At 72.9% G+C, this 21609-nt stretch carries 19 protein-coding genes and 1 pseudogene; 10 read left to right on the top strand and 10 right to left on the bottom strand.

Features of this window, described 5'->3' with window-relative positions:
- Positions 1-199: 199 nt before the first annotated feature.
- Both ABZ721_RS11840 and ABZ721_RS11835 read left to right on the top strand, forming a co-directional pair.
- A pseudogene (locus tag ABZ721_RS11840) lies at positions 200-469 on the top strand (helix-turn-helix domain-containing protein); the annotation flags it as partial.
- A gap of 89 nt (positions 470-558) precedes the next feature.
- Complete coding sequence (locus tag ABZ721_RS11835; protein WP_358788474.1) at positions 559-939, top strand: hypothetical protein; 381 nt, start codon at positions 559-561, stop codon at positions 937-939.
- A 35-nt stretch (positions 940-974) separates the two neighbouring features.
- On the opposite strand, the gene ABZ721_RS11830 is transcribed toward ABZ721_RS11835, so the two are convergent.
- Positions 975-1439, bottom strand: coding sequence for a hypothetical protein (locus ABZ721_RS11830; protein ID WP_358788473.1), 465 nt, complete (start codon positions 1437-1439; stop codon positions 975-977).
- A 236-nt stretch (positions 1440-1675) separates the two neighbouring features.
- On the opposite strand from ABZ721_RS11830, the gene ABZ721_RS11825 reads away from it, so the two are divergent.
- The gene (locus ABZ721_RS11825; protein WP_358788472.1) at positions 1676-1867 is read left to right on the top strand and encodes a hypothetical protein; all 192 of its coding nucleotides are present in this window, start codon (positions 1676-1678) and stop codon (positions 1865-1867) included.
- Positions 1868-1888: 21 nt separating this feature from the next.
- Here ABZ721_RS11825 and ABZ721_RS11820 read toward each other — a convergent pair whose 3' ends face one another.
- From ABZ721_RS11820 to ABZ721_RS11805, 4 genes are all read right to left on the bottom strand, one after another.
- Positions 1889-2611, bottom strand: coding sequence for a glycoside hydrolase domain-containing protein (locus ABZ721_RS11820; protein WP_358788503.1), 723 nt, complete (start codon positions 2609-2611; stop codon positions 1889-1891).
- Between the two features lie 687 nt (positions 2612-3298).
- A complete protein-coding gene (locus ABZ721_RS11815; protein WP_358788471.1) occupies positions 3299-4900 on the bottom strand; it encodes a ThuA domain-containing protein in 1602 nt (533 codons plus the stop codon).
- 47 nt (positions 4901-4947) lie between these two features.
- Positions 4948-8139: a carbohydrate-binding protein gene (locus ABZ721_RS11810; protein ID WP_358788502.1), complete on the bottom strand. Its 3192-nt coding sequence runs from the start codon at positions 8137-8139 to the stop codon at positions 4948-4950.
- A 283-nt stretch (positions 8140-8422) separates the two neighbouring features.
- A complete protein-coding gene (locus tag ABZ721_RS11805; protein WP_358788470.1) occupies positions 8423-9673 on the bottom strand; it encodes an ROK family transcriptional regulator in 1251 nt (416 codons plus the stop codon).
- Positions 9674-10080: 407 nt separating this feature from the next.
- On the opposite strand from ABZ721_RS11805, the gene ABZ721_RS11800 reads away from it, so the two are divergent.
- From ABZ721_RS11800 to ABZ721_RS11780, 5 genes are all read left to right on the top strand, one after another.
- A complete protein-coding gene (locus ABZ721_RS11800) occupies positions 10081-11571 on the top strand; it encodes a sugar ABC transporter ATP-binding protein (RefSeq protein WP_358788501.1) in 1491 nt (496 codons plus the stop codon).
- The gene (locus ABZ721_RS11795) at positions 11568-12689 is read left to right on the top strand and encodes an ABC transporter permease (RefSeq protein ID WP_358788469.1); all 1122 of its coding nucleotides are present in this window, start codon (positions 11568-11570) and stop codon (positions 12687-12689) included. Before ABZ721_RS11800 ends, ABZ721_RS11795 begins: the two co-directional genes overlap by 4 nt.
- Before the next feature lie 13 nt (positions 12690-12702).
- Entirely contained in the window at positions 12703-13755 is a 1053-nt protein-coding gene (locus tag ABZ721_RS11790) for a substrate-binding domain-containing protein (RefSeq protein ID WP_358788468.1), read from the top strand.
- A gap of 58 nt (positions 13756-13813) precedes the next feature.
- Entirely contained in the window at positions 13814-15007 is a 1194-nt protein-coding gene (locus ABZ721_RS11785) for a Gfo/Idh/MocA family oxidoreductase (RefSeq protein WP_358788467.1), read from the top strand.
- Positions 15008-15116: 109 nt separating this feature from the next.
- Positions 15117-16124: a sugar phosphate isomerase/epimerase family protein gene (locus ABZ721_RS11780; RefSeq protein ID WP_358788466.1), complete on the top strand. Its 1008-nt coding sequence runs from the start codon at positions 15117-15119 to the stop codon at positions 16122-16124.
- Positions 16125-16142: 18 nt separating this feature from the next.
- Here the strand turns inward: ABZ721_RS11780 and ABZ721_RS11775 are convergent, their stop codons facing one another.
- Positions 16143-17828, bottom strand: coding sequence for a hypothetical protein (locus ABZ721_RS11775; protein ID WP_358788465.1), 1686 nt, complete (start codon positions 17826-17828; stop codon positions 16143-16145).
- Positions 17825-18550 carry an ABC transporter ATP-binding protein gene (locus ABZ721_RS11770; protein WP_358788464.1) on the bottom strand — a complete coding sequence of 242 codons (726 nt, stop codon included), beginning with the start codon at positions 18548-18550 and terminating at the stop codon, positions 17825-17827. The genes ABZ721_RS11775 and ABZ721_RS11770 overlap by 4 nt, the downstream gene beginning before the upstream one ends.
- On the opposite strand from ABZ721_RS11770, the gene ABZ721_RS11765 reads away from it, so the two are divergent.
- Entirely contained in the window at positions 18522-19310 is a 789-nt protein-coding gene (locus ABZ721_RS11765; protein ID WP_358788463.1) for a GH25 family lysozyme, read from the top strand. The genes ABZ721_RS11770 and ABZ721_RS11765 overlap by 29 nt on opposite strands.
- Here ABZ721_RS11765 and ABZ721_RS11760 read toward each other — a convergent pair.
- From ABZ721_RS11760 to ABZ721_RS11750, 3 genes are read right to left on the bottom strand one after another with little or no spacing between them, the layout of a single operon-like run.
- Positions 19279-19518: a hypothetical protein gene (locus tag ABZ721_RS11760; RefSeq protein WP_358788462.1), complete on the bottom strand. Its 240-nt coding sequence runs from the start codon at positions 19516-19518 to the stop codon at positions 19279-19281. The two genes, ABZ721_RS11765 and ABZ721_RS11760, sit on opposite strands and share 32 nt — an antisense overlap.
- Positions 19518-19721: a hypothetical protein gene (locus ABZ721_RS11755; RefSeq protein ID WP_358788461.1), complete on the bottom strand. Its 204-nt coding sequence runs from the start codon at positions 19719-19721 to the stop codon at positions 19518-19520. Before ABZ721_RS11755 ends, ABZ721_RS11760 begins: the two co-directional genes overlap by 1 nt.
- On the bottom strand, positions 19721-20152 hold the full coding sequence (locus tag ABZ721_RS11750) for an ATP-binding protein (protein ID WP_358788460.1): 432 nt from the start codon (positions 20150-20152) through the stop codon (positions 19721-19723). Before ABZ721_RS11750 ends, ABZ721_RS11755 begins: the two co-directional genes overlap by 1 nt.
- Before the next feature lie 117 nt (positions 20153-20269).
- Here ABZ721_RS11750 and ABZ721_RS11745 point away from each other — a divergent pair, with 117 nt between their 5' ends.
- Complete coding sequence (locus ABZ721_RS11745) at positions 20270-21604, top strand: helix-turn-helix transcriptional regulator (protein WP_358788459.1); 1335 nt, start codon at positions 20270-20272, stop codon at positions 21602-21604.
- Positions 21605-21609: the final 5 nt, after the last annotated feature.

Below are 21609 nucleotides of genomic sequence, written 5' to 3'. Positions count from 1 at the left end.
GCTCCGGTAATTTATAGGGGCCCCTTTCCGTATTCCTGCTCCCTTGTGGCCCGTTCTCGCCGCTGATACTTTCGCGGGCATCAGTGGGAAGTGGGCGGAAATGCGAAGAGAGCAATCTGTCGACATCGGGGAAGAACAGTCCTGGCACGCGGGAGCGAGTGCTGTCACGAGATTCCCGGAGACCTATCCGCGATTCCTTTTGCTGGGTCCGCTGGGAGTAACCGACGGCCGGGACGTCATCGTGCTGCAGCCGTCCAAACCCGCCAATCTCCTGGCCGCGCTGCTCCTGCACCCGAACTCCGTGGTGTCGGTGGACTTCCTGCAGCGGGTCGTGTGGGGCGAGGAGCGGCCCGTCACCGCGAAGGCGGCGCTGCACACCTGCGTGCAGCGGCTGCGGCAGCTCTTCGCCAAGTACGGCATCGCGGGCAACCTGATCGAGGCCGTTCCCGGCGGCTACCGGATCGCCGCCGACACCGGGACTCCCTCGACCGGGCCACCGGCGCCGTGCGGCGGGTGGTCCGCGCCGAGTGCGCGGCGTCGGACTGCCCGGCGGAACCGGTGATCAGCACGGTCTCCGGCTCCCACCCCACCCGGGCGGACCACGGGACGGCCGCCGCCGTGCTGCGCGCGCACGAGCGCGCCTTCGGCCCGCAGCGGGTGGCGGTCTGGCCGCCGTCGCTGGCGACCGAGGACTTCCCGCTCTACGGTCCCGCGGGGCTGTCGCTGCACGGCGTCGAGGGCATCAGGACCGCCTACTGGATGCTCGGCTCCGTCGGACCCCGGCAGTGGGCCGACGCCCCGGGGGACTCGGCCGCCGCCAAACTGGCCGCGCTGCCGCCCAACCACGCTCCGGAGTTCCGCCCGGACCCGCGGCTGACCGTCCCGGCGGGCATCACGGCCCTGACGTCAGCGGCCCTCGCGCACCTGGACCCGCCGTGACGCGGGCGCGGCGAGGTGCGCTCGGGACAGGTCGCTCAGGAGGGGTCGTGACCGACCTCGGAGGCCATCCGCGGATGGACCACACCCGGGAAGAGCCGGGCCTTGGCCACCGGCTCCGCCACGCCGCCCTGCGGCACCATGTCGACCACGCCCCAGGGGCTCTCCGGCAGCAGCACCGGAACGGCGTACGAGGCCGAGCAGCCCATGCACTCGTAGCGGTCCTCCCAGACCTCCACGTCGACCAGGCTGCCGGGGTCGCGCGCGACGTGCTTGTGCAGCGCGTGGCAGCGTCCGCACTTCTCGCCCGGCTCGCAGGTGCTGCCGCACGGGCACGGCAGGTCGAGCCGGACCGGGGGCTGCCAGCGCTGCACGCGGCGGGCCTCGGCGGTCTGCGAGGTGTGGCGCATCGCGAGGATGTTGCGGGCGGCGACGTTGTACGTCTCACCCGTCGCGATCATCCGCTCGCGGATGACGTCCTTGCGGGCACGGTTCGTCGTCATACAGTCTCTCCAGCGGTTCTCCACGCGGTCCCGCAGAAGGCCGGGGAAGACCGGACTGAGGCGATGGCGTGAGTCGATGACCCTTGTCCTCGCCCTCATGGCCCACAGCGGGCCCGGACGTGGAACAGGCAGACGCGGCTGCCCCCCTCCACGGTACCCGCAATCCGCGGGCCCGATCTCCGCGGGCCGCGCGGGGCGGGCCCCGCCGGCCGGGACCGGCGTTGCCGGGCGCGACCGTGGAGACCCAGAGCGCGCGCGGACTGCCGCGGATCTCCCTGCTGGAGACCGAATACCTCCGCGCCGTGACGGCCGCGGAGGTTCAGTGGGTGCGCTCGGTGGTGGACGATCTGCGGGCCGGGCGGCTGTCCTGGTCGGCGGAGAGGCTGGCGGCGCTCGCCGACGGACAGGAGGCCGCGGCCGGCGACTGAGCCGGCGTCGGTGCCCGGACGTCAGCCGATGACGGCGACCGGGGCGTCCCAGGCGTTGTGGTCGACGGTGACGGTGGCTCCGCCGAAGGTCTCCTTCTTGTTCACCGCGTACTGGTGGCCGCGGCGGTGGCCGGTCCACAGGCCGGAGGCGAAGGGGAAACCGGTGGTGGTGTCGGCGTTGTTGTCGTAGCGGGCGTACCAGAGGGCGTCGGGCAGGTCCGCGGCGTTCCGGCCGGCGGCGGTCGCGATCGCGGCGGCGCTGCTCTGGCTGAAGCCGTAGAAGCCGGCCCGGTAGCCCTTCGCGTGCGCGGCCCGGTTCCACGCCTGCACATACGTCAGCACGGACTGGACACAGGACGCGTCGGCGATGTCGTACGCCTCCATGTCCAGGTAGATCGCACTCCCGCGCGCCATCCCCAGCGCGGACGCCTTCGCGACGGCGTCCGCGCCGTTCGCGGCGCCCAGCGAGGCGGCGTTGGCGGCGCTGATCCGCTCCGGGTTCCCGCTCGTCTGGCACGGCGGCTGCGCTCCGACGTACAGCGGGATCAGCTGCCAGCCGGCGGCGTGCACCGTCCGGACCCATGAACCGGTCAGCTGCGGCTGGGCGCAGCCGCGGTTCTTGCCGCCGATGTAGACGGCCGCGGCGCCGTACGGAGAGCTCTTGCGCCAGGCGGCCATGGTCGTCAGGTTCGGGGCGGTGCAGGTGTCGAAGGCCCTGCCCGTGAAGACCCGCGCCGAGGGCATTCCCACCACACTGCCGGGACCCCCCGGCGGCTGCTTCAGGCCGGAGGACGCACCGGCCGCGGTGGTCGCCGTCGCCTTGGCGGCCGGGCCGCCCGAGGCCGTGGCCGACGGCTTGCCGCCCGCCGGAGCGGACGCGCTCGCACCCGGCTCGGCCGCGCCCTGCGCGGACGGCTTCGCGGTGCCGGTCACGGCGCCGGGGGCGCCGTCCGGGCCGGGCCGGTCGGCGGCGGCCCGGGAGTGCCGCGCGTCGTCGTTCCCCCGCGAGGACACGGCCTCGGCCGCGATGGCGCCGCCGCCCGCGAGGAGGACCAGGCCGGCGACCGACAGGGCGATGTAGCGACGCTGCTTGGGACGGCGACGGTTCGGCACGGAGTCCTCAACGGGTGGGCGGGACGGTGGATCCGAACGGAGGTTCGGTGATCGTCCGAGTAAATATCACGTTCGCCGTCCGGGGGGCCAGAACCGCTGAGCGCCCCGGTGCTTTCAGGCCGCCGTCAGGGCGAAGGCCGCCAGCGCCGTCGGGACGGCTCAGCCCGCGTCGTGATCCACGGTCACGGGCCCGAGCCGGGGATCGTCCTCCAGGACCGGTACGCGCATGGGCCAGGAGCCTCATCCCCGGTACGCGGACCTGCGCACGTCCCGGGCCTGCCGGGACGTGCGCACCCCCCGTTCGCCGCCGCGGCCCGGTCAGCCGGTCCGGGTCAGGGTGAGGTCGTCGACGTCGAACAGGGACCCGCTGCCGCCGGTGAAGACGAGGTACAGGCCGGTGCCCGCGTGCGGGGTGAGGGCGGTGGCCACATCGGTGAAGGTGTCCCAGCTTCCGGTGGCCGGGACGGTGACGGTGCCGAGCAGCGGGCCGGTGGGCGACCCGGAGTGGACGGCGGTGGTGCCCCCGGAGCCGGCCGACGCCGTCCGTAGGGAGATCCGGGTGAGCCGGGAGGTGTCCTCGCCCGCGAAGCCGATCCAGTCCCCGTTGTCGATCCAGCCGGCGGTGCGCCCGCCGTGGGCCCCCGCGTGGTCGGCGGCCTGGACCCCGCTCTGGGCGGTCCAGCTCTCGGCCTGGACGGTGGTCGTGGCGGGGGGTGCCGAGCCGGGGGTGAGGGTGAGGTCGTCGACGTCGAACAGCGCGCCCTGGCCGCCGGAGTAGGTCAGGTACAGGCCCGGCGCGTCGCCGGCGGCCAGCGACGCCGACACGTCGGTGAACGTCTCCCATCCGCCGGTCACCGGCACGGTGACCGAGCCGAGGAGCGGGCCCGCCGCCGAACCGGAGTGGAAGCCGATGGTGCCGCCCGAGCCCGCGGAGGCCACCCGCACCGTCACCGTCGACGCGGTGCGCGCGTCGAGGGCGGCGTACCCGCTCCAGTCGCCGTTGTCGATGTAGCCGGCGGTCGCCCCGCCGTGCGCCGCCGCGTGCGCGGCGGCCATGACACCGCTCTGGCTGCTCCAGGCCTCGCCCTGCACGGTGGTGCCGCCGGGGGTGCCGATCGGGTTGTTGCAGGCGGAGGCGACGGCGCCCGCGACGGTGCGGATGCCGCCCAGGACGAGCCGGGTGAACGCGGGGTCGGACCAGTTCTCCTGGGTGTGGCCCATGCCGGTGTACCAGGCGCGTCCGCCGTCGTAGGGGTGGCACCAGGTGTTGGGGTGGTCGCCGCCCATGGTGCCGCCGGAGTAGCTGCTCTCGTCGAGTGAGGTCAGCACGTGCACCCGCGATCGGGGGTTGGCGCGGTAGTTGTACCACTCGTCGGTGCGGATCCAGCGGGCCGGAAGGTGCGCGGTGGCCGGGTCGGCGGGGCCCTCGACGGTGACGGCGGCCTGCTGGACGGCGGGGTGCGAGGCGAAGTACGCCCCGACCAGGCTGCCGTACCAGGGCCAGTCGTACTCGGTGTCGGCGGCGGCGTGCACGCCCGCGTAGCCGCCGCCCGCGCGGACGTAACTCTCGAACGCGGACTGCTGGGCGGTGTCGAGGACGTCGCCGGTGGTGCTGAGCCAGACCACCGCCTGGTAGCGGGCGAGGTTGGCGGTGGTGAAGGCGGCGCCGTCCTCGGTGGTGTCGACGCCGAAGCCGTTGTCCTGGCCGAGTTTCTGGATGGCGGCGATCCCGGCCGGTATGGAGTCGTGCCGGAAGCCGGCGGTTTTGGAGAAGACCAGCACCGTGAAGGCGGGGGCGGCGTCGGCCGAGCAGGTCAGGGTGAAGGGGGCGAGCAGGCCGAGCAGCGCGGCGGCCAGCGTCGGCAGCAGCCGGCGGCGGCGCGTTCCGTGCCTGCGGCGCGAGCGGGTGGGTCCGGACATGGGGTGCCTTTCCGCGAGGTGAGGGGGCGGTGCGGGCGTGCGCGCCGTCAGGCGCTGCGGGTGAGGGTGAAGTCGTCCACGTCGAAGAGGTAGTCGGCGCCGCCGGTGAAGGTCAGGCAGATCGTTGTGGCGGGGTTGGCGGTGAGTGCGGTGGAGACGTCGGCGAAGGTCTCCCAGCCGCCGGTGGGGGTGACGGCGACGGTGCCCAGGACCGTGCCGGTGGCCGAGCCGGCCCGGATCTGGAGGGTGCCGCCGGCTCCGGCGGAGGAGACGCGGGCGCTGAAGCGGGTGACCTTCGACAGGTCGGTGCCGGCGTACGTCGCCCAGTCGCCGCTGTTGATGTAGCCGGCGGTCTTCCCGCCGTGCGCGGTCGCGTGGTCGGCGGTCTGCAGGCCGCCGGTGGCGGTCCAGCTCTCCGCCTGGGTGGTGGTGCTGAGCGGGGCGCCGGTGGTGACGGTGAAGTCGTCGACGTCGAAGAGCGAGCCGGTGGTGCCGCCGCGGAAGACCAGGAACAGCCCGCTGGTGGCGGACGGGGTCAGCGGCAGTGTCAGGCCGGTGTAGTTCTCCCAGCCGCCGGTGACCGGGACGGTGACGCTGCCGAGCAGCGGTCCGGTGGCCGATCCCGCGCGGGCCTCCAGGGTGCCGCCGATGCCGCCGGAGGCGACTCGCACGGTGAGCCCGGTGGCGTGGCTGAGGTCGGTGCCGGCGTAGCCGGCCCAGTCCCCGTTGTCGATGTAGCCGAGCGTCTGCCCGCCGTGCGCGGTGGCGTGCGGGGCGATCTGGACGCCGGAGGAGCTGGTGAACGCCTCGCCCTGGACGGTGCCCGGGCCGCCGCCCGGGCCGCCGAACGTGAATTGGTCGAGGTCGTAGAGGTTGCCCGCGCCGCCCTTGAACACCCAGTACAGGGTGTGGGTGCCGGTGGGGGCGGTGACGGTTCCGGTGACGTCGGTGAAGGTGTTCCAGTCGCCGGTGACCGGGACGGTCGCGGAGCCGATGAGGGTGCCGGTGGGGGAGTCGGCCCGCAGTTCGAGGGTGCCGCCGGAGCCGGCCGAGGAGGCGCGGGCGGTGAAGGTGGTGATGCCCGTCAGGTTGTAGGGGGTGAAGGAGATCCAGTCGCCGGTCTCGATGTAGCCGACGGTCGTCCCGCCCTCGGCCGCGTCGTGGGCGGCGGTCTGGATGCCGCTGGAGCCGGTGTAGTACTCGGCCTGCCTGGTCGCGGTGGGCGTGATGTTGGTGGCGGTGCCGGTCAGCGCGGGCTGGCCGCCCGCGCCGTGGTCGGTGTAGGAGGCGCGCCAGACGCCGAACAGGTTCGCGGAGCCGGCGTGCTCGCCGTCGACGACGGTCTGGATGGTGCCCGAGCAGCCGGTGGCGTCGGTGATGGCGTGGGCGTGGCTGTCGTGGCCGAGCAGGTACTGCACCTGGACGCGGGAGCAGTCGACGGTGCCCTCCTCGGCGTCGGTGACGGTGACCCGGAAGGGGACGGCGTCGCCGAAGTGGAAGATCTGGCCGTTGGCTGGTGCGGTGATGGTCAGCACCGGTGCGGTGTTGCCGACGGTGACGGTCACGCTCGCGGTGCCGGTCAGCCCGTGGGTGTCGGTGACGGTGAGTTTCGCCTGGTACTGGCCGTTGGCGGGGTAGGTGTGCGACGGGTTCGCGGCGGTGGAGTCGGTGCTGCCGTTGCCGTCGAAGTCCCAGGCGTAGGTGAGCGCGTCGCCGTCGGGGTCGGTGGTGCCGCCCGAGGAGAAGGCGACCGCCAGGGGCGCCTGGCCGGAGGACGGGGTGGCGGCGGCCTGGGCGACGGGGGCGCGGCCGTCGGCGCCGATGGCCTCGATGCGGTACAGGCCGGAGAAGGAGTCGCCGTCACCGAAGCCGGTGCCGTAGTCCAGGACGTACAGGGCGCCGTCCGGGCCGAAGGCCATGTCCATGACCTGGGTGCCGGTCCAGGGGAAGTCGGTGATGGTGCCCGCGCTGCCGTCCGCGCCGACCTGCACGTCCTTGATCCAGCGGCGGCCGAACTCGCCGATGAAGGCGTGCCCGTCGTAGGCCTGGGGGAACTTCACCGACGAGACGAGGTTCGGGTCGTAGCGGTAGACCGGGCCGCCCATGGGGGACTCGCTGCCGCAGCCGAACTGGGCGACGCTGCAGTCGTCGTACTTGATCCAGGAGGACCGGGCGGGCGGCAGTTTGCTGATCCCGGTGTTGTTGGGGGAGCTGTTGACGGGGCCGCCCGCGCAGTCGAACTTCGCGCCCGAGGTGTTGGTGCCGAAGTCGAAGGCGTTGTACGTCTCGTTGGTGGTGTTGGTGCCGGTGCAGTACGGCCAGCCGTAGAAGCCGGGGGAGGTCACCCGGTCGAACTCGACCTGGCCGCCCGGTCCGCGGTTGGCACTCAGCGCACCCGCGTCGGGCCCGTAGTCACCGAGGTAGACGGTGCCGGTCGGGCGGTCGACGCTCATCCGGAACGGGTTGCGGAAGCCCATCGCGTAGATCTCGGGCCGGGTCTTCGCCGTGCCCGGGGCGAACAGGTTCCCGGCCGGGACGGTGTAGGTGCCGTTGGCCTCGGGGTGGATGCGCAGCAGCTTGCCGCGCAGGTCGTTGCTGTTGGCGGCGGTGCGCTGGGCGTCGTAGGCGGGGTTGCGCGAGGCGCGGGTGTCCAGCGGGCTGTAGCCGTCGGAGGCGAAGGGGTTGGAGTCGTCGCCGGTGGTCATGTACAGGTTGCCGGCCGCGTCGAAGTCCAGGTCGCCGCCGACGTGGCAGCACATGCCGCGATTGGTGCCGATCTGCAGGAGCTGCTTCTCGCTGGCCGGGTCGATGGTGTTGTCGGCCCGCAGGGTGAAGCGGGAGAGCTGGTTGTGCCCGGCGAAGGGCGCGAAGTCGGCCGCGGTCCCGTCGGAGGGGGCGTCGCCCGCCGGGGTGTTCAGGACGGGCGAGTAGTAGACGTAGATCCAGCGGTTGGTCGCGACGGCCGGGTCGGCGGTGATGCCCTGGATGCCCTCCTCGTCATGGGTGTAGACGGCCAGGGTGCCCGCGACGGAGGTGGTGCCGGCGGCGTCGGTCTTGAAGATGGTGCCGCGCCGGTCGGTGTGCAGGACCGTGCGGTCGGGGAGCACCGCCAGGCTCATCGGCTCACCGGTCTGCGCGGTGCCGCGGGCGAGCTGCACCTGCTGGAAGGCGGCCGCGGCGTCCGGGTGCGGACCCTCGTGGGCGGAGGCCGGGACAACGGCCGCGGTGGCGCCGAGCAGGAGCAGCGCGGCGCCGACGAGGGCGGTGAGCAGGGTACGGAGGCGGACCCGGTGCGGGAGTCGCGCGGGCCTTGCGGGCGGAGGGCTCGCGAGCCCCGAGAACCTTGCGGGCAGGACTGAACGCACGGCGTTCCCCTTCCAGGGCAGCGCGAAGCCGCCTTGTGGAAGGACGCCCCGCCGAGGCGTCCGGTGACCGGTCCTCCTGAACGCTCAGGAGGGGTTCGTTGGTTGCGGGGAGAAAGTAAAGGGGGCGGGCGTGGGCGTCAAGGGGGCCCGCACCGGGTCAGTGGTGCGCGGTGGGACCGCCGCGCGGCAGCGGGAGCCGCGCGGTGTCGATGGCGTCGATGATCGACGAGGCTCCGCCCCTGGCCGCCGCGGTGAAGCCGAGGGTGGACAGCGCGACCTGGCAGCCGCCGAGGTTCGGCGCGATGGTGTGCGCGGCGAGCGTCCGCCGGGCGGGCGGCATGATCCACGGCGCCAGCGTCACGAAGTAGCCGCCCAGGATGAGGGCCTGGGGGTTGAAAAGGTTGAGCAGGATGGCCGATCCGCGCCCCAGCCACTCCCCGACGCGGACCAGCGCGGCGGTCGTCCGCGGGTCGCCCGCCTCGGCCCGGCGCGCGACCTCGGCGACCTTCGCGCCCAGGTCCGTGAACGGCTGCGCCGTGTCGCCGGCCAGGTCGGGGGCCGCCTGCTGGATGATCGAGCCGATGCCGACCAGCGCTTCGAAACAGCCCCGGCGACCGCATCCGCACAGCGGCCCGTCCTGCATCAGGGTGATGTGCCCGACCTCGCCGCCGTACCCCGAGGAGCCGCGCATCAGCGCGCCGTTGATGATCACGCCGCCGCCCACCCCGACCTCGCCGGTCAGGTAGACGAGGTTCTGGGTGTGCGCCAGCGCACCGCGCCGGTACTCGCCCACAGCGCCGAGGTTGGCGTCGTTGTCCAGCGACAGGGCGACGCTGCTGTCGTCGAGCTGCTCCCGGAAGCGCTCGACGAGCCGGAACCTGCTCCAGCCGAGGTTCGGCGCCTCGGCCACCTCGCCGTCGAGGATCCCGATCAGGCCCGGTACGGCAATGGTGATGCCGAGCAGTTCGCGGTGCTGGCGGGCCATCTCGCCCATCGCCCGGCGGGCGAGGTCGGCCAGCCGCACGACGCAGCCCTCGGCGCCCAACTCGGCTGCCTGGACCGGTTCGTGCCAGGTCAGGACGTCGCGCTCGGCCAGGTCGACCATGACCGCCGACAGGTAGTCGACATTCACCTCCAGGCCGAGCGCGGTGAACCGCCGGCCGTCCAGCGTGAGCATGACCGCGGGCCGGCCGATCCGCCGCTCCTCGCTCGCCCCCACCTCGACGACGATGCCGCGGGTGATCAGCTCGGCCACGATGTTGGAGATGGTGGCCTTGTTCAGCCCGGTACCGGCGGCCACCTCGGCCCGCGAACACGGTGCCTCGCGGCGGATGAAGCGCAGGACGGCGGCGAGATTGGTCTCCCGGACATCGAGGAAGTCGACCGCTCCGCTGCTGACGGGCCGCATGGCACACCCCTTTGTGCGAAGCATTGACACTCGTTAGTCGCGACCACAAACTAAGTCGCACCGCAGCGGGGCGTCAAGGTTCCGACTGCCTCTCACGTCACCTTGTACGACCGGTATTCCCAGGTCACAGAGGTGCGCCAGGATCGGCGCCGCACCGCCGCACAGCTGCACCGCCGCACACGTACTGCCGCTCAGCACCACAGCCGCACACGTCACGCCGCAAGCACCCTGCCGCCCCACGCAACGCCGCAAGCGCCATGCCGCCTCACGCCGTGCCGCTCCACGCAACGCCCGCACGGCCGCCACGCGTACCGCCGCTCAGCACCGCAGCCGCATACGTACCGCCGTTCACTGGCGCCACCGAGGAGGTCCCCGTGACCGCCACCGCAGATCCGCCCCTGCTCGCGATGCGGGGCATCGTCAAGGAGTTCCCGGGCGTCCGCGCCCTGGACGGGGTCGACCTCGAGGTCCGCGCCGGGGAAGTGCACTGCCTGCTGGGGCAGAACGGCGCAGGCAAGTCCACCCTGATCAAGGTGCTGTCCGGTGCGCACCAGCCGGACGCGGGCGAACTGCTGTGGCAGGGCGAGCCGGTACGGCTCTCGCACCCCACCGCCGCCATGCGGCTGGGCGTCGCCACCATCTACCAGGAGCTCGACCTCGTCCCCGGCCTCGGCGTCGCCGAGAACATCTTCCTCGGCCACGAACCGGCCTCGTTCGGCGTCACCCGGCGCGGCGAGATGCACCGCGCCGCCCGCGCCCTGCTCGCCCGGCTGGGCCATGCCGAGATCCCCCCGGGCAGGCCGCTCGGCCAACTGGCCGCGGCCGCCCAGCAGGTCGTCAGCATGGCCCGCGCCCTGTCGCACGACGCGCGGCTCATCGTGATGGACGAACCGTCGGCCGCCCTCGCGCACGACGAGGTCGCCAACCTGTTCCGGATCATCCGCGAACTCGCCGCCACCGGCGTGGCCGTCGTCTACATCTCGCACCGGCTGGAGGAGATCCGCGAGATCGGCGACCGCATCACCGTCCTCAAGGACGGCCGCACCCGCGCCGTCGGCCTGCCCGCCCGCACCACCCCGACCGCCGACGTGGTCGCCCTGATGACCGGCCGCACCGTCGAGCACACCTTCCCCGCGCGCCCCGCGCCCGGCTCGCGAGCGGGCAGCCGCGAGGTCCTGCGCGTCGAGGGGCTCTCGGTGGCCGGCCGCGTCCACGACGTCTCGTTCAGCGTCCGCGCCGGTGAGATCGTCGGGATCGCGGGACTGGTCGGCTCCGGCCGCTCCGAGATCCTGGAGGGGATCTACGGCGCCAGGACGCCGCTGAGCGGCCGCGTCCTGCTCGACGGCACGGCGCTGCGGCCCGGCAGCACCACGGCGGCCGTCCGCCGCGGCATGGGCTTCGCGCCCGAGGAACGCAAGTCGCAGGCCCTGCTGATGCTGGAGAGCGTCGGACGCAACATCACCGTCGCCTCCCTGGGCCGCTACGCCCGCTGGGGCTGGTTCGACCGGCGCCGCGAAGCGGCCGACGCCGCCCGGCAGATCGCCGCCGTCCAGCTGCGCCCCGACGACCCGGACCGGCCGGTGCGCACCCTGTCGGGCGGCAACCAGCAGAAGGCGGTGCTGGCCCGCTGGCTGCTGCGCCGCTGCGCGGTGCTGCTGCTGGACGAACCGACCCGGGGCGTCGACGTCGGCGCCCGCAGTGAGCTGTACGCGCAGATGAGGGCACTGGCCGACGCGGGACTGGCCATCGTGCTGGTCTCCAGCGAAGTGCCGGAGGTGCTCGGTCTGGCGGACCGGATCCTCGTGCTGCGCGACGGCCGGGTCATCCACGCCTGCGACGCGGACGACATCGACGAACACGGGGTCCTGGACCTGGTGATGGAAGGAAGCGCGCTATGAGCGACAGACCGCACGCCCCCGCCCCCGGCCTCTCCGTCCCCGCCGGCGCTCTTGAGGCGGACGAGCACCGCCGGGTCGAGGAGCTGGCCGCGCACGCCGCCAAGGAAGGCGTCCGCACCGGGCCGTTCGCGTCCCTCGGCGGTATCGGCGGGCGGGGCGGGGGGTCCGGCGGCGGCCGCGGCGCCGGGGCGCTGCGGCATCTCGCGCTGGTCATCGCCCTGGGCGTGCTGTGCGGCATCGGAGCGATCACCAAGGGCGGCAGCTTCGCGACCACCAGCAACCTGGTGCTGATCCTCAGCCTCGCCGCCGTGATCGGGGTGGTCACCGTCGGGATGACGTTCGTCATCATCGGCGGCGGCATCGACCTGTCGGTGGGTGCGCTGATCGCGCTGGCCTCGGTGTGGTCGACCACCACCGGCAGCCAGGCCCAGGGCCCGGCCGTCATGATCTTCACGTCCGTGCTCGTCGGCACGCTCTGCGGGCTGCTCAACGGGCTGCTGATCGCCTACGGGCGGCTGGTCGCCTTCATCGTGACGCTGGCGACGATGGTCGCCACCCGCGGTCTGGCCGAGCAGCTCTCCGACCGCAAGTCGCAGATCGTCACCGCGGACACGTTCCTGTCCATCGCCGAGACCCGCTGGCTGGGGGTTCCGCTGCTGGTCTACATCTTCGCCGCGGTCGTCGTGGTGGGCTGGCTGGTGCTGAACCGGACCACGTTCGGGCGCCGCACCTACGCCGTCGGCGGCAACCCGGAGGCCGCCCGGCTGGCGGGCATCAACGTCCGGCTGCACACCTGCCTGCTGTATGTCGTCTCCGGCTTCTGCTGCGGTATCGCCGCCGTGATGCTCACCGCGCAGGCCAACACCGGTGCGGCCACCCACGGCATGCTCTACGAACTCAACGCGATCGCCGCGGTGGTCGTCGGCGGGACGCTGCTGACCGGCGGCTTCGGCTCCGTCCTGGGGTCGATCCTCGGCGTCCTGGTCTTCACGACCATCACCGACCTGTTCATCCTCAACAACCTCACCACGCCCATCCAGGAGATCGCCCAGGGCGCGATCATCATCGCCGTCCTGCTCATCCAGCGCTGGGGCCGTGGCCGGCCCGTCACCACCTGATTCGGAGACCGATATGAGCACGAGCTTGGACCGCAGACACGTCCTGTTCGGCGGCGCGGCGATCGGCGCGGGCGCCCTCCTGACCGGATGCACCAACAGCAGCGACAACGACAAGAGCGCCCCGCAGGTCAAGGCGGGCGCGTCGTCGACGGGAACGGCCTCGGGCAAGGCGGTGACCATCGGGTTCTCGGCCCCCGCCGCCGACCACGGCTGGACCGCCGCGATCACCATCAACGCCAAGGCCCAGGCCAAGCAGTACTCCGACGTCACGCTCAAGGCCACCGAGGGCACCAACGACGTCGCCGCGCAGATCCAGCAGGTGCAGTCGCTGATCGACGCCAAGGTCGACGCGCTCGTCATCCTGCCCTTCGACGGCAAGGCCCTGACCGAGATCGCCAAGAAGGCGATGGCGTCCGGGATCCCGGTGATCAACCTGGACCGGATCTTCGCCAGCGGGCTCGCCTACCGGACGTGGATCGGCGGCGACAACTACGGCATGGGCGTGAACGCCGGCAACTTCATCGCGCGCCGGCTGAAGGCGGCGGGCAAGAGCGACCCCGTCATCGTCGAGGTCGCCGGGATCGACAACCTCGAACTGACCCAGCAGCGCAGCAAGGGCTTCAAGGACGCGCTGGCCGCCAACGGGCTGCGGCTGGCCGCCCGGCAGGCCGCCGACTTCACCGTTGCCACCGGCCAGCGGGTGACCGCGCAACTGCTGCAGGCCAACCCGAGGATCGACGCGATGTGGAACCACGACGACGACCAGGGGATCGGCGTGCTCGCGGCGATCAAGCAGGCGCGGCGCGACAAGGAGTTCGTGGTGGTCGGGGGCGCCGGCTCCCGCCAGGCCATGGAGTCGATCAAGGCCGACGACAGCCCGGTGAAGGCCACGGTGCTCTACAGCCCGAGCATGGCGTCCTCCTCGATCACCGTCGCCCGGCTCATCGCGCAGGGCCACGGCATGGCCGACCTCGTCGAGCACGAGGTACCGGCGTCGGTGACGACGTTCTCGGCGGTCGTGACGAAGGAGAACGTCGACCAGTACATGGCCGTGGGCTTCTCGTAACCCCGTCAGGACCCCGGCCGAACGGCGGCCCGGGCACGAGCGAAAGGGATCGACGACGATGTCCCCAGCGACGTCCGCAGCACAGCCGCAGGCCCTCGGCGTCGGCCTGGTCGGGTACTCCTTCATGGGCCGGGTGCACTCCCAGGCCTGGCGCTCGGTGGGCGCGTTCTTCGACCTGCCGCGCCGCCCCGCGATGGTGGCCGTCGCCGGCCGCTCGGGTGCGGACGTCGCGCGCGCCGCCGAGCGGCTCGGCTGGGCCGGGGCCGTGACGGACGTCAAGGAACTGCTGGTCCGCGACGACATCCACGTCCTGGACATCTGCACCCCCGGCGACAGCCACGCCGAGCTGGCCGTCGCCGCCCTGGAGGCGGGCAAGCACGTGCTGTGCGAGAAGCCGCTCGCCAACACCGTCGCCGAGGCCGAGGCGATGGCGGCCGCCGCCGAGCGCGCCGCCGCCCGCGGCGTCCGCTCCATGGTCGGCTTCAACTACCGGCGGGTGCCGGCCATCGCGCTCGCCCGCCGGCTGGTGGCCGACGGCAGGCTGGGGCGGATCCGGCACATCCGCGCCCAGTACCTCCAGGACTGGATCACCGATCCGCGGTTCCCGCTGGTGTGGCGGCTGCAGAAGGAACGGGCGGGCTCCGGCGCGCTGGGCGACATCGGCGCGCACATCATCGACCTGGCGCAGTTCGTCGGCGGCTCGCCCGTCACCGGCGTCTCGGCGGTGACCGAGACGTTCGTCAAGGAGCGCCCGCTCGCCGCGGCCTCGGACGGACTGACCTCGGCGGCGGGCTCCGGACGGACGGGCCCGGTCACGGTGGACGACGCCGCGCTGTTCACCGCGCGCACCGCGGCCGGCGCGCTCGCCTCCTTCGAGGCCACCCGGTTCGCGGCGGGCCGCAAGAACGCCCTGCGGATCGAACTCAACGGATCCGAGGGGTCGCTGGCCTTCGACTTCGAGTCGATGAACGACCTGTGGTTCCACGACCACACCGAGGACGCGCGCACCGCCGGGTTCCGCCGCGTCCTGGTCACCGAACCCGAACACCCCTACGCCGGCGCCTGGTGGCCGCCCGGGCACCTCCTCGGCTACGAGCACAGCTTCACCCACGAGATCCGCGACTTCGTGCAGGCGATCGGGGACGGCTGCGACCCCGCGCCGTCGTTCGCCGACGGGCTGCAGGTGCAGCGGGTGCTGGCGGCCGTGGAAGCCAGCGCGCGCGACGACAGCCGGTGGACGCCGGTCGGCTGACCCGGGCTCCCGCCCGTCCACCCCCACAGCGCGGGGTGGTGGCTCCTGCCGCCGACAGGATCCGCCGCCCCGCTTCCCACCCCCACCCGCTCCCCGCCGGAGGACCGCCATGCCCCGTCCCGTCACCCTCTTCACCGGCCAGTGGGCGGACCTGCCCTTCGAGGAGGTCTGCGCCCTCGCCTCCGGCTGGGGGTACGACGGCCTGGAGATCGCCTGCTGGGGCGACCACTTCGAGGTCGACCGCGCGCTCGCCGACCCCGGCTACGTACCGCGCCGGCTGGAGATCCTGGACAAGCACCACCTCAAGGTCTGGGCGATCTCCACGCACCTCGTCGGGCAGGCCGTGTGCGACCACCCCATCGACCAGCGCCACCAGGACATCCTCCCGGCCCGGATCTGGGCCGACGGCGACGCCGAGGGAGTGCGCGGCCGCGCGGCGCAGGAGCTGAAGGACACCGCCCGCGCCGCCGCGCTGCTGGGCGTCGACACCGTGGTCGGCTTCACCGGCTCGTCGATCTGGCACACCGTCGCGATGTTCCCGCCCGCACCGGCCGCGATGATCGAGGCGGGCTTCCAGGACTTCGCCGACCGTTGGAACCCGATCCTCGACGTCTTCGACACCGAGGGCGTCCGCTTCGCCCACGAGGTGCACCCGTCGGAGATCGCGTACGACTACTGGACGACGGTCCGCGCCCTGGAGGCCATCGGCCACCGGCCCGCGTTCGGCCTCAACTGGGACCCGTCGCACTTCGTGTGGCAGGACCTCGACCCGGTCAACTTCATCCTCGACTTCGCCGACCGGATCTACCACGTCGACTGCAAGGACGCCAAGGTCCGCACCGGCGACGGCCGGCGCGGCCGGCTCTCCTCGCACCTGCCGTGGTCCGACCTGCGGCGCGGCTGGGACTTCATCTCCACCGGGCACGGCGACGTCCCCTGGGAGGACAGCTTCCGCGCGCTGAACGCCATCGGCTACAGCGGGCCGCTGAGCGTCGAGTGGGAGGACGCGGGCATGGACCGGCTGCTGGGCGCCCCCGAAGCCCTGGCGTTCGTGCGCCGGCTGGCGGCCATCGAGCCGCCCGCCGCCTCGTTCGACGCGGCGTTCTCCACGAAGTGAGGCCCCGGGCGGCCGCGGTCAGGTGAGGAGCTTCCCGGCCCGCGCATGGGCCCACCACAGCAGGCTGGCGGTCGTGACGGCGCTCGCGCCGACCATGAACAGCAGGTGCGCGGGGGTCGGCGCGTGCAGGGCGAGGACGCACGGGCCGAGCAGCGCGGCGATCGCCACCAGCGGTCCCGACAGGTACCAGCCCAGGAAGAGGACCGGGCCGACGCTGCCGGTCGGGCTCTGCGCGGGTGAGAGCAGCAGGTGCTGCTTGGACACCCCCCGGCAGGCGTTCACCAGACCCGCGGCGACGAGCGCCGGCACCACGGCCGGCGCCGCCACGACGCGCGCCCCGCCGCCCAGCAGCAGCACCCAGACCGCCGCGACCAGGGCGAGCAGCAGCCCCAGCAGCAGCGGCACGATGGTGTGGCGCAGCATGAGGCCGCCGTACGGGTACGGCGACCACGAACCGCGCCGGGTGTCGTCGGTCTCCAGCCGGGCCGGCTCCAGGAGCTGTGCGACGGCCCAGTAGCCGAAGACCAGCGCGGCGGCCGTGGCCGCGACACCCCCGGCGTGGTGCGCGCCGACGGCCACGGCCGCGCTCAGGACCGCGAGCGCGGACAGCAGCACGGCCCGCCCGAGCCGGCCCGGGGCGTGGATCAGGGCGAGCGCGTCGCGCCACGGCACGGCCAGGGCCGCGTGGCGCGGGGCCGGCAGCCGCAGCCGCGCGGGGCGCGGTGTGCCGGAGGCCCCGGCCGCGACCTGGCGGGCGGTGCGCAGCTCCACGGTCTGCAGCGCGGCCAGCACGCCGGTCGTGGTGCGCGACCGCTGGCGCACGGTGGCCAGCGGCAGCGATCCCGCGGCCCGCCGCGCCAGCTCGATCGCGGCCGCCGTGACGGCGAGCGCCAGCAGCGCCGCGACCGGGCCGCCGGGCACGGCGGCCCGCGTCGGCGACAGCACGGCGATCCCGCTCCAGCCCCACGGCCCCGACCACAGTTCGACCCGCTCCAGCCGGCCCACCCGGTGACCCGCCGCCGCCAGCGCGCTCTGCGCGGCGAGGGCGAGCACCAGCAGCCCCGCGTACGGGGTCGCGGTCCGCACCCACCGGGCGACGGACTCGTGGGCCTCGACGGCCACCGCGAGCGCGGTGGCGAGCAGCGGGACGCACACCCCGCCGACCGCGCACCAGGCGAAGGCCGCCGCGAGGCCGGTCTTGACCGTCAGCGCCAGCGTCACCATGCCGATCACCGAGGCCAGCAGCCCCACCGCCAGCGCCACCCCGCACGAGAGCCAGAACCAGGGCAGCAGGATGCGGGCGATCCGCACCGGCTGCGTCAGCAGCCAGTCCGCGCTGTCGCGCGGCGGCACCACCGGACCCCGCCACAGCGCGTCGCGCGCGGCCACCAGCAGCGAGCCGAGGACCAGCGCGCAGACGCCGGACGGGACGGCGGCCAGGATCGCCGAGCCGTGCACGGTGTAGTCCGCGCCCATGGAGCTCTTGAGGAACAGGCTGAAGCCGGGCAGCACGCCCCACACGACCAGCACCAGCAGCACGCAGTAGACGGCGAAGCCGACCTGGCCGGCCCGTTTGCGGCGGTGCGGCGAGCGCAGGTTGCGCAACAGCAGCAGCGCCTCGGCGGTCCAGTCGTCCTCCTCGTCCCAGGAGGCGTCCCGTTCGTCGTCGGCCTGCTCCTCGGTGTGCCGCGTCGCCGTGCTCACCGGGCGGCGCCCGCGGCGCCGGTCTGCCACGACGTGTCGGTCACGTCGTCGGAGAGCACCTCGTCCGGGGTGCCGTCGGCGATCAGTTTCCCCTCGCGCAGCACCAGCACCCGGTCCGCGACGGCGCGCGCCAGCTCGGCATGGTGGGTGACCAGCAGCACGCCCACCCCGTCGGCCACCTCGGCGGTGATCAGGTCCGCCAGCCGCCGCCGCGCGTCGGGGTCGAGCCGCTGCTCGGGCTCGTCCAGCAGCAGCAGGTCCCGCGGCCGCACCAGGGCGGAGGCCAGCAGCAGCGACTGCAGCTGGCCGGAGGAGAGCCCCGAGGGCAGGGACGCGGCATGCTCGCTCAGCAGCCGGTCGGCGAGCACGTGATCGATCCACGCGTCCGCGCCCTCCACCCCGTGCGCGACCGCGACGAGCTGCAGGTGCTGCCGCACGGTGAGGTCCGGGTAGCACGCGACGGTGTCGCCCACCACCGCGACCCGGGCCCGCACCCGCGCGTCGTTCTCCGACATCGGCCGGCCGTCGAAGGTCACCTTGCCCTTGGTGGGCTTGTCCCGCCCGGCCGCGATCCGCAGCAGGGTGGACTTCCCCGACCCGTTGTGGCCGAGCAGCGCGACGCACTGGCCGCCGTCCAGCGACAGGTCCACCGGATGCAGCACCGTGCGCTTTCCGTAGGAACGTCTCACGCCGGTGAGTTGCAGTAGCGGTGGTGCGCCCATCGGCCGTACTCCTCCAAGCCCGCGGAAAATCCCGGAGCCGGCCCCGCTCCCTGCGCCCCGCGCTCCGCGCGTGAAGGGGTCGGCTCCCGTCATTGTCCACGCCGCCCGCGGCCGGCCCGCCGCCGGGCGCCGCGGACCGGGGTGTCGGACCCAGCTGTACGCCCCGCACCGGCGGTGGAGGACGGAGACAGCATCCTGTCCGGCGGCGGCCGGCACACCGGTGGCCGCCGGCCCACGACCCGCGCGACGGCACGGCCGTCGCTGCGTACGAGGGACGGGGCCCGTCGTGATCCATGGTGTGGACGTCTCCGACCACCAGGTCGCGAACTCCGCGACGACCGGCCTGGACTTCGCGATCAGCAAGATCACCGAAGGCACCGGGTACGTCAAACCGAAAGGGTCCCCGCAACGGGCGACCGCGAGAGCCGTGGGCCTGGTGACCGGCTTCCACCACGTCGGCCGGCCCGGTTCGATGACGGCGCAGGTCGACCACTTCCTGTCGAAGGCCGCGCTCGCACCGAGGGGGACAGGAAGCCCTCCTCGGCGTCGACCGCGCCCTGACCAACCCGGCCACCGGCACCCGCGCCCTGCACCGCACGCTCATCCCGCTCGCCACCGCCGACAGCGCACCCGCACTCGCCGACACCCCGGACGCCGCACCGGAAGACCTCTACGCGGCGCTGACGGCCGCCGCGACGCCACGCGCTCGCGGACACCCAGTCAGCGCCTCATTGCTTCTCCTCTTCCCGCGTTGCCTTGAAGGAGCACGTGGTCATGGCCCAGAAGCCGACGTGTCCTGACAGGCCCGCGTGCCGCAGAGCCCACAGTTGCGGTTCGTCGGCGGACTCCGCCTTGACCGACTTCTTGCCGCACATCGTGCACTGGATCTCGAAGATCGGCAGGCACGTCGACGTGTCGAGCTGCAACATCCAATCGACGAACTTGAGGACCGCCCGAACGTCCCCCATCACCGCACCGCCCGTCCATCACGATCAACCGTCAGCAGGGCCGTTGCGCTCATCCGGAGCGGTGAACCGGACTTGAAGACCAGGGTCACCATGAGGTCGCCGGAGGCGTATCGGCCCGCTCGCACCGCCTTCACCTCGTGCCGGCGGCCGTGCACGCTCACCCGGTCCCCGCGCTTCACCCGCAGCGCTGCCACCCGCGTCATCAGAGCCACCGCCCGCTGCCGGAGACCGTCACCACGGCCCAGACGGCTTTGCCCACGCCGTCCCGGTCGCTGACTCCCCAGCCGTCCGCCAGCGCGTCCACGATGAATAAGCCGCGGCCCCGCTCCACGTCGTTGCCCTGTCCTGCGCGCCGGGGCCGTTGCTCTGCCGCGTCGTGCACTTCGATGCGCACCCCGGCGTCCTCGCGCCGATAGCGTGTCTCGATCTGCCGGCCCGGCGATACGCGTGCGTGGTCGATCGCGTTCGTCAGCAGCTCGGACAGCACCAGGACGGCCGAGTCCGCGACCTCCGCCATGCCCCAGCCGGTCAGCGCGTCGCGTAGCTCAGCGCGCGCCCGCCCGACGTTGCGAGGGTGACGGCTCCAGCGCCGGACCACCGATTGCCCGTCCGGATGGGCCTGTTGCGTCTTCATGCCCGCCAGCGTCGCGCCGGGATCACCACCGCGTTAGCCCACGCTGGGTAGACCCATCATGGGTAGACTTGGGAGAGAAGATCACCATGCGTTCCGTCTGACTCGGGGGCCCGGGGCATGCACAACGTGACGCCGCCACCCACCCTTCCGCCGCGCGTCCTGGAGCGCGAGGACGTCCGACAAGCGCTCAGCACACGGGACTTCGGCCGGGTCTTTCTCCTCGCCCGGCAATGGGGCGGCATCAGCTACAACCAGATCGCGGAAGCTTGTGGCATCAAGCCGGAACGCGTCGGGACACTCGCCCGCGGCGACACGCGCATCACGTCCATCGCGAAGATCGAAGAGATCGCCGACGCGCTGCGCATCCCTGGCCACATGATCGGGCTCGCCTCACGGCCATGGGAGACAGCATCGCCCCTGGCCGTGCCCGCACCTGTCGTGGGTCAGCCCGCGAGCTGGGGCATGCTCGCCCCGGAACCCGGACCCTGGGAAGTGGCGGAACTGGCGCGCCGCACCCATGCCACCGACATCGGTCCGACCGATATGGAAACGATCACCGAGGCGATCAACCAGCTGTGCCGTGGCTACGCCTACATGCAGCCCGATCAACTGCACACACAGACCCGCACCGGCATACGGCACATCACCCAACTCCTCGAAGGCCGCACCACCCTCAAGCAGCACCGTGAACTGCTCGTATCGGCCGGATGGCTCTTCCTGCTCGGCGGATGCCTCGAATACGACATGGGGCAGCGCCAGGCCGCGAACCTGAGCCGCGCCTCAGCACTCCACATCGGCCAGGAGGCCGGACACGGGGAGATCGAGGCGTGGTCCTGGGAACTGGGTGCGTGGTTCGCCGTGACCCAGGGCCGCTACACCGAGGTGATCGACTGCGTCGAGGCCGGCCACCGCGCCGATTCGACCCATGGCATCGGTGTGCAGTTGTACGCCCAGCAGGCCAAGGCCTACGCCAGGATGGGCGACGCCCGCCAGGTGCGAGGCACCCTGGACGCCGGACGGGCCCGCCTCGAACGCCTCCCACGACCGGAGTACCCGGATCACCACTTCGTGATCGACCCCGACAAGTGGGACTTCTACGAGATGGACGCCTACCGCATGCTCGGTGACGACGAGCGCGCCGCCGTCCACGCGCAGGAAGTCGTTCGCAACGGCACCGCCGCCGACGGGGTGGAGATCTCTCCGATGCGGGTCGCTGAGGCCCGCCTCACGCTGGGCGTCGCCGCCGCGCGATCGGGAGAGATGGAGGAGGCCGTGACCGTCGGAGCGCGAGCGCTGGAGACATCACGGAAGTCCCTGCCGTCGTTGCTGACGGTGGCCCGCGAACTCACTCATGAGCTGGAGACGCGCTACCCCCGCGAAACGCTGCCCCGGGAGTTCCACGAACAGGTCTCCGAGGTGGCCGCCGGGGCTGCCTCTTCCCTCGGGTCCTAGAGCGG

It is taken from the genome of Streptomyces sp. NPDC006733, from assembly GCF_040636125.1.
Classification (GTDB): Bacteria; Actinomycetota; Actinomycetes; order Streptomycetales; family Streptomycetaceae; genus Actinacidiphila.
This window is presented reverse-complemented; position numbering and strand designations above follow the sequence as displayed.

Excerpts from the sequence above, each read along its gene's own strand:
- ABZ721_RS11830 (WP_358788473.1), bottom strand. The coding sequence starts at position 1,439 with ATGACGACGAACCGTGCCCGCAAGGACGTCATCCGCGAGCGGATGATC.
- ABZ721_RS11820 (WP_358788503.1), bottom strand. The coding sequence starts at position 2,611 with ATGCCCTCGGCGCGGGTCTTCACGGGCAGGGCCTTCGACACCTGCACC.
- ABZ721_RS11815 (WP_358788471.1), bottom strand. The coding sequence starts at position 4,900 with ATGTCCGGACCCACCCGCTCGCGCCGCAGGCACGGAACGCGCCGCCGC.
- ABZ721_RS11805 (WP_358788470.1), bottom strand. The coding sequence starts at position 9,673 with ATGCGGCCCGTCAGCAGCGGAGCGGTCGACTTCCTCGATGTCCGGGAG.
- ABZ721_RS11800 (WP_358788501.1), top strand. The coding sequence starts at position 10,081 with ATGCGGGGCATCGTCAAGGAGTTCCCGGGCGTCCGCGCCCTGGACGGG.
- ABZ721_RS11795 (WP_358788469.1), top strand. The coding sequence starts at position 11,568 with ATGAGCGACAGACCGCACGCCCCCGCCCCCGGCCTCTCCGTCCCCGCC.
- ABZ721_RS11790 (WP_358788468.1), top strand. The coding sequence starts at position 12,703 with ATGAGCACGAGCTTGGACCGCAGACACGTCCTGTTCGGCGGCGCGGCG.
- ABZ721_RS11785 (WP_358788467.1), top strand. The coding sequence starts at position 13,814 with ATGTCCCCAGCGACGTCCGCAGCACAGCCGCAGGCCCTCGGCGTCGGC.
- ABZ721_RS11780 (WP_358788466.1), top strand. The coding sequence starts at position 15,117 with ATGCCCCGTCCCGTCACCCTCTTCACCGGCCAGTGGGCGGACCTGCCC.
- ABZ721_RS11770 (WP_358788464.1), bottom strand. The coding sequence starts at position 18,550 with ATGGGCGCACCACCGCTACTGCAACTCACCGGCGTGAGACGTTCCTAC.
- ABZ721_RS11760 (WP_358788462.1), bottom strand. The coding sequence starts at position 19,518 with ATGGGGGACGTTCGGGCGGTCCTCAAGTTCGTCGATTGGATGTTGCAG.
- ABZ721_RS11755 (WP_358788461.1), bottom strand. The coding sequence starts at position 19,721 with ATGACGCGGGTGGCAGCGCTGCGGGTGAAGCGCGGGGACCGGGTGAGC.
- ABZ721_RS11750 (WP_358788460.1), bottom strand. The coding sequence starts at position 20,152 with ATGAAGACGCAACAGGCCCATCCGGACGGGCAATCGGTGGTCCGGCGC.
- ABZ721_RS11745 (WP_358788459.1), top strand. The coding sequence starts at position 20,270 with ATGCACAACGTGACGCCGCCACCCACCCTTCCGCCGCGCGTCCTGGAG.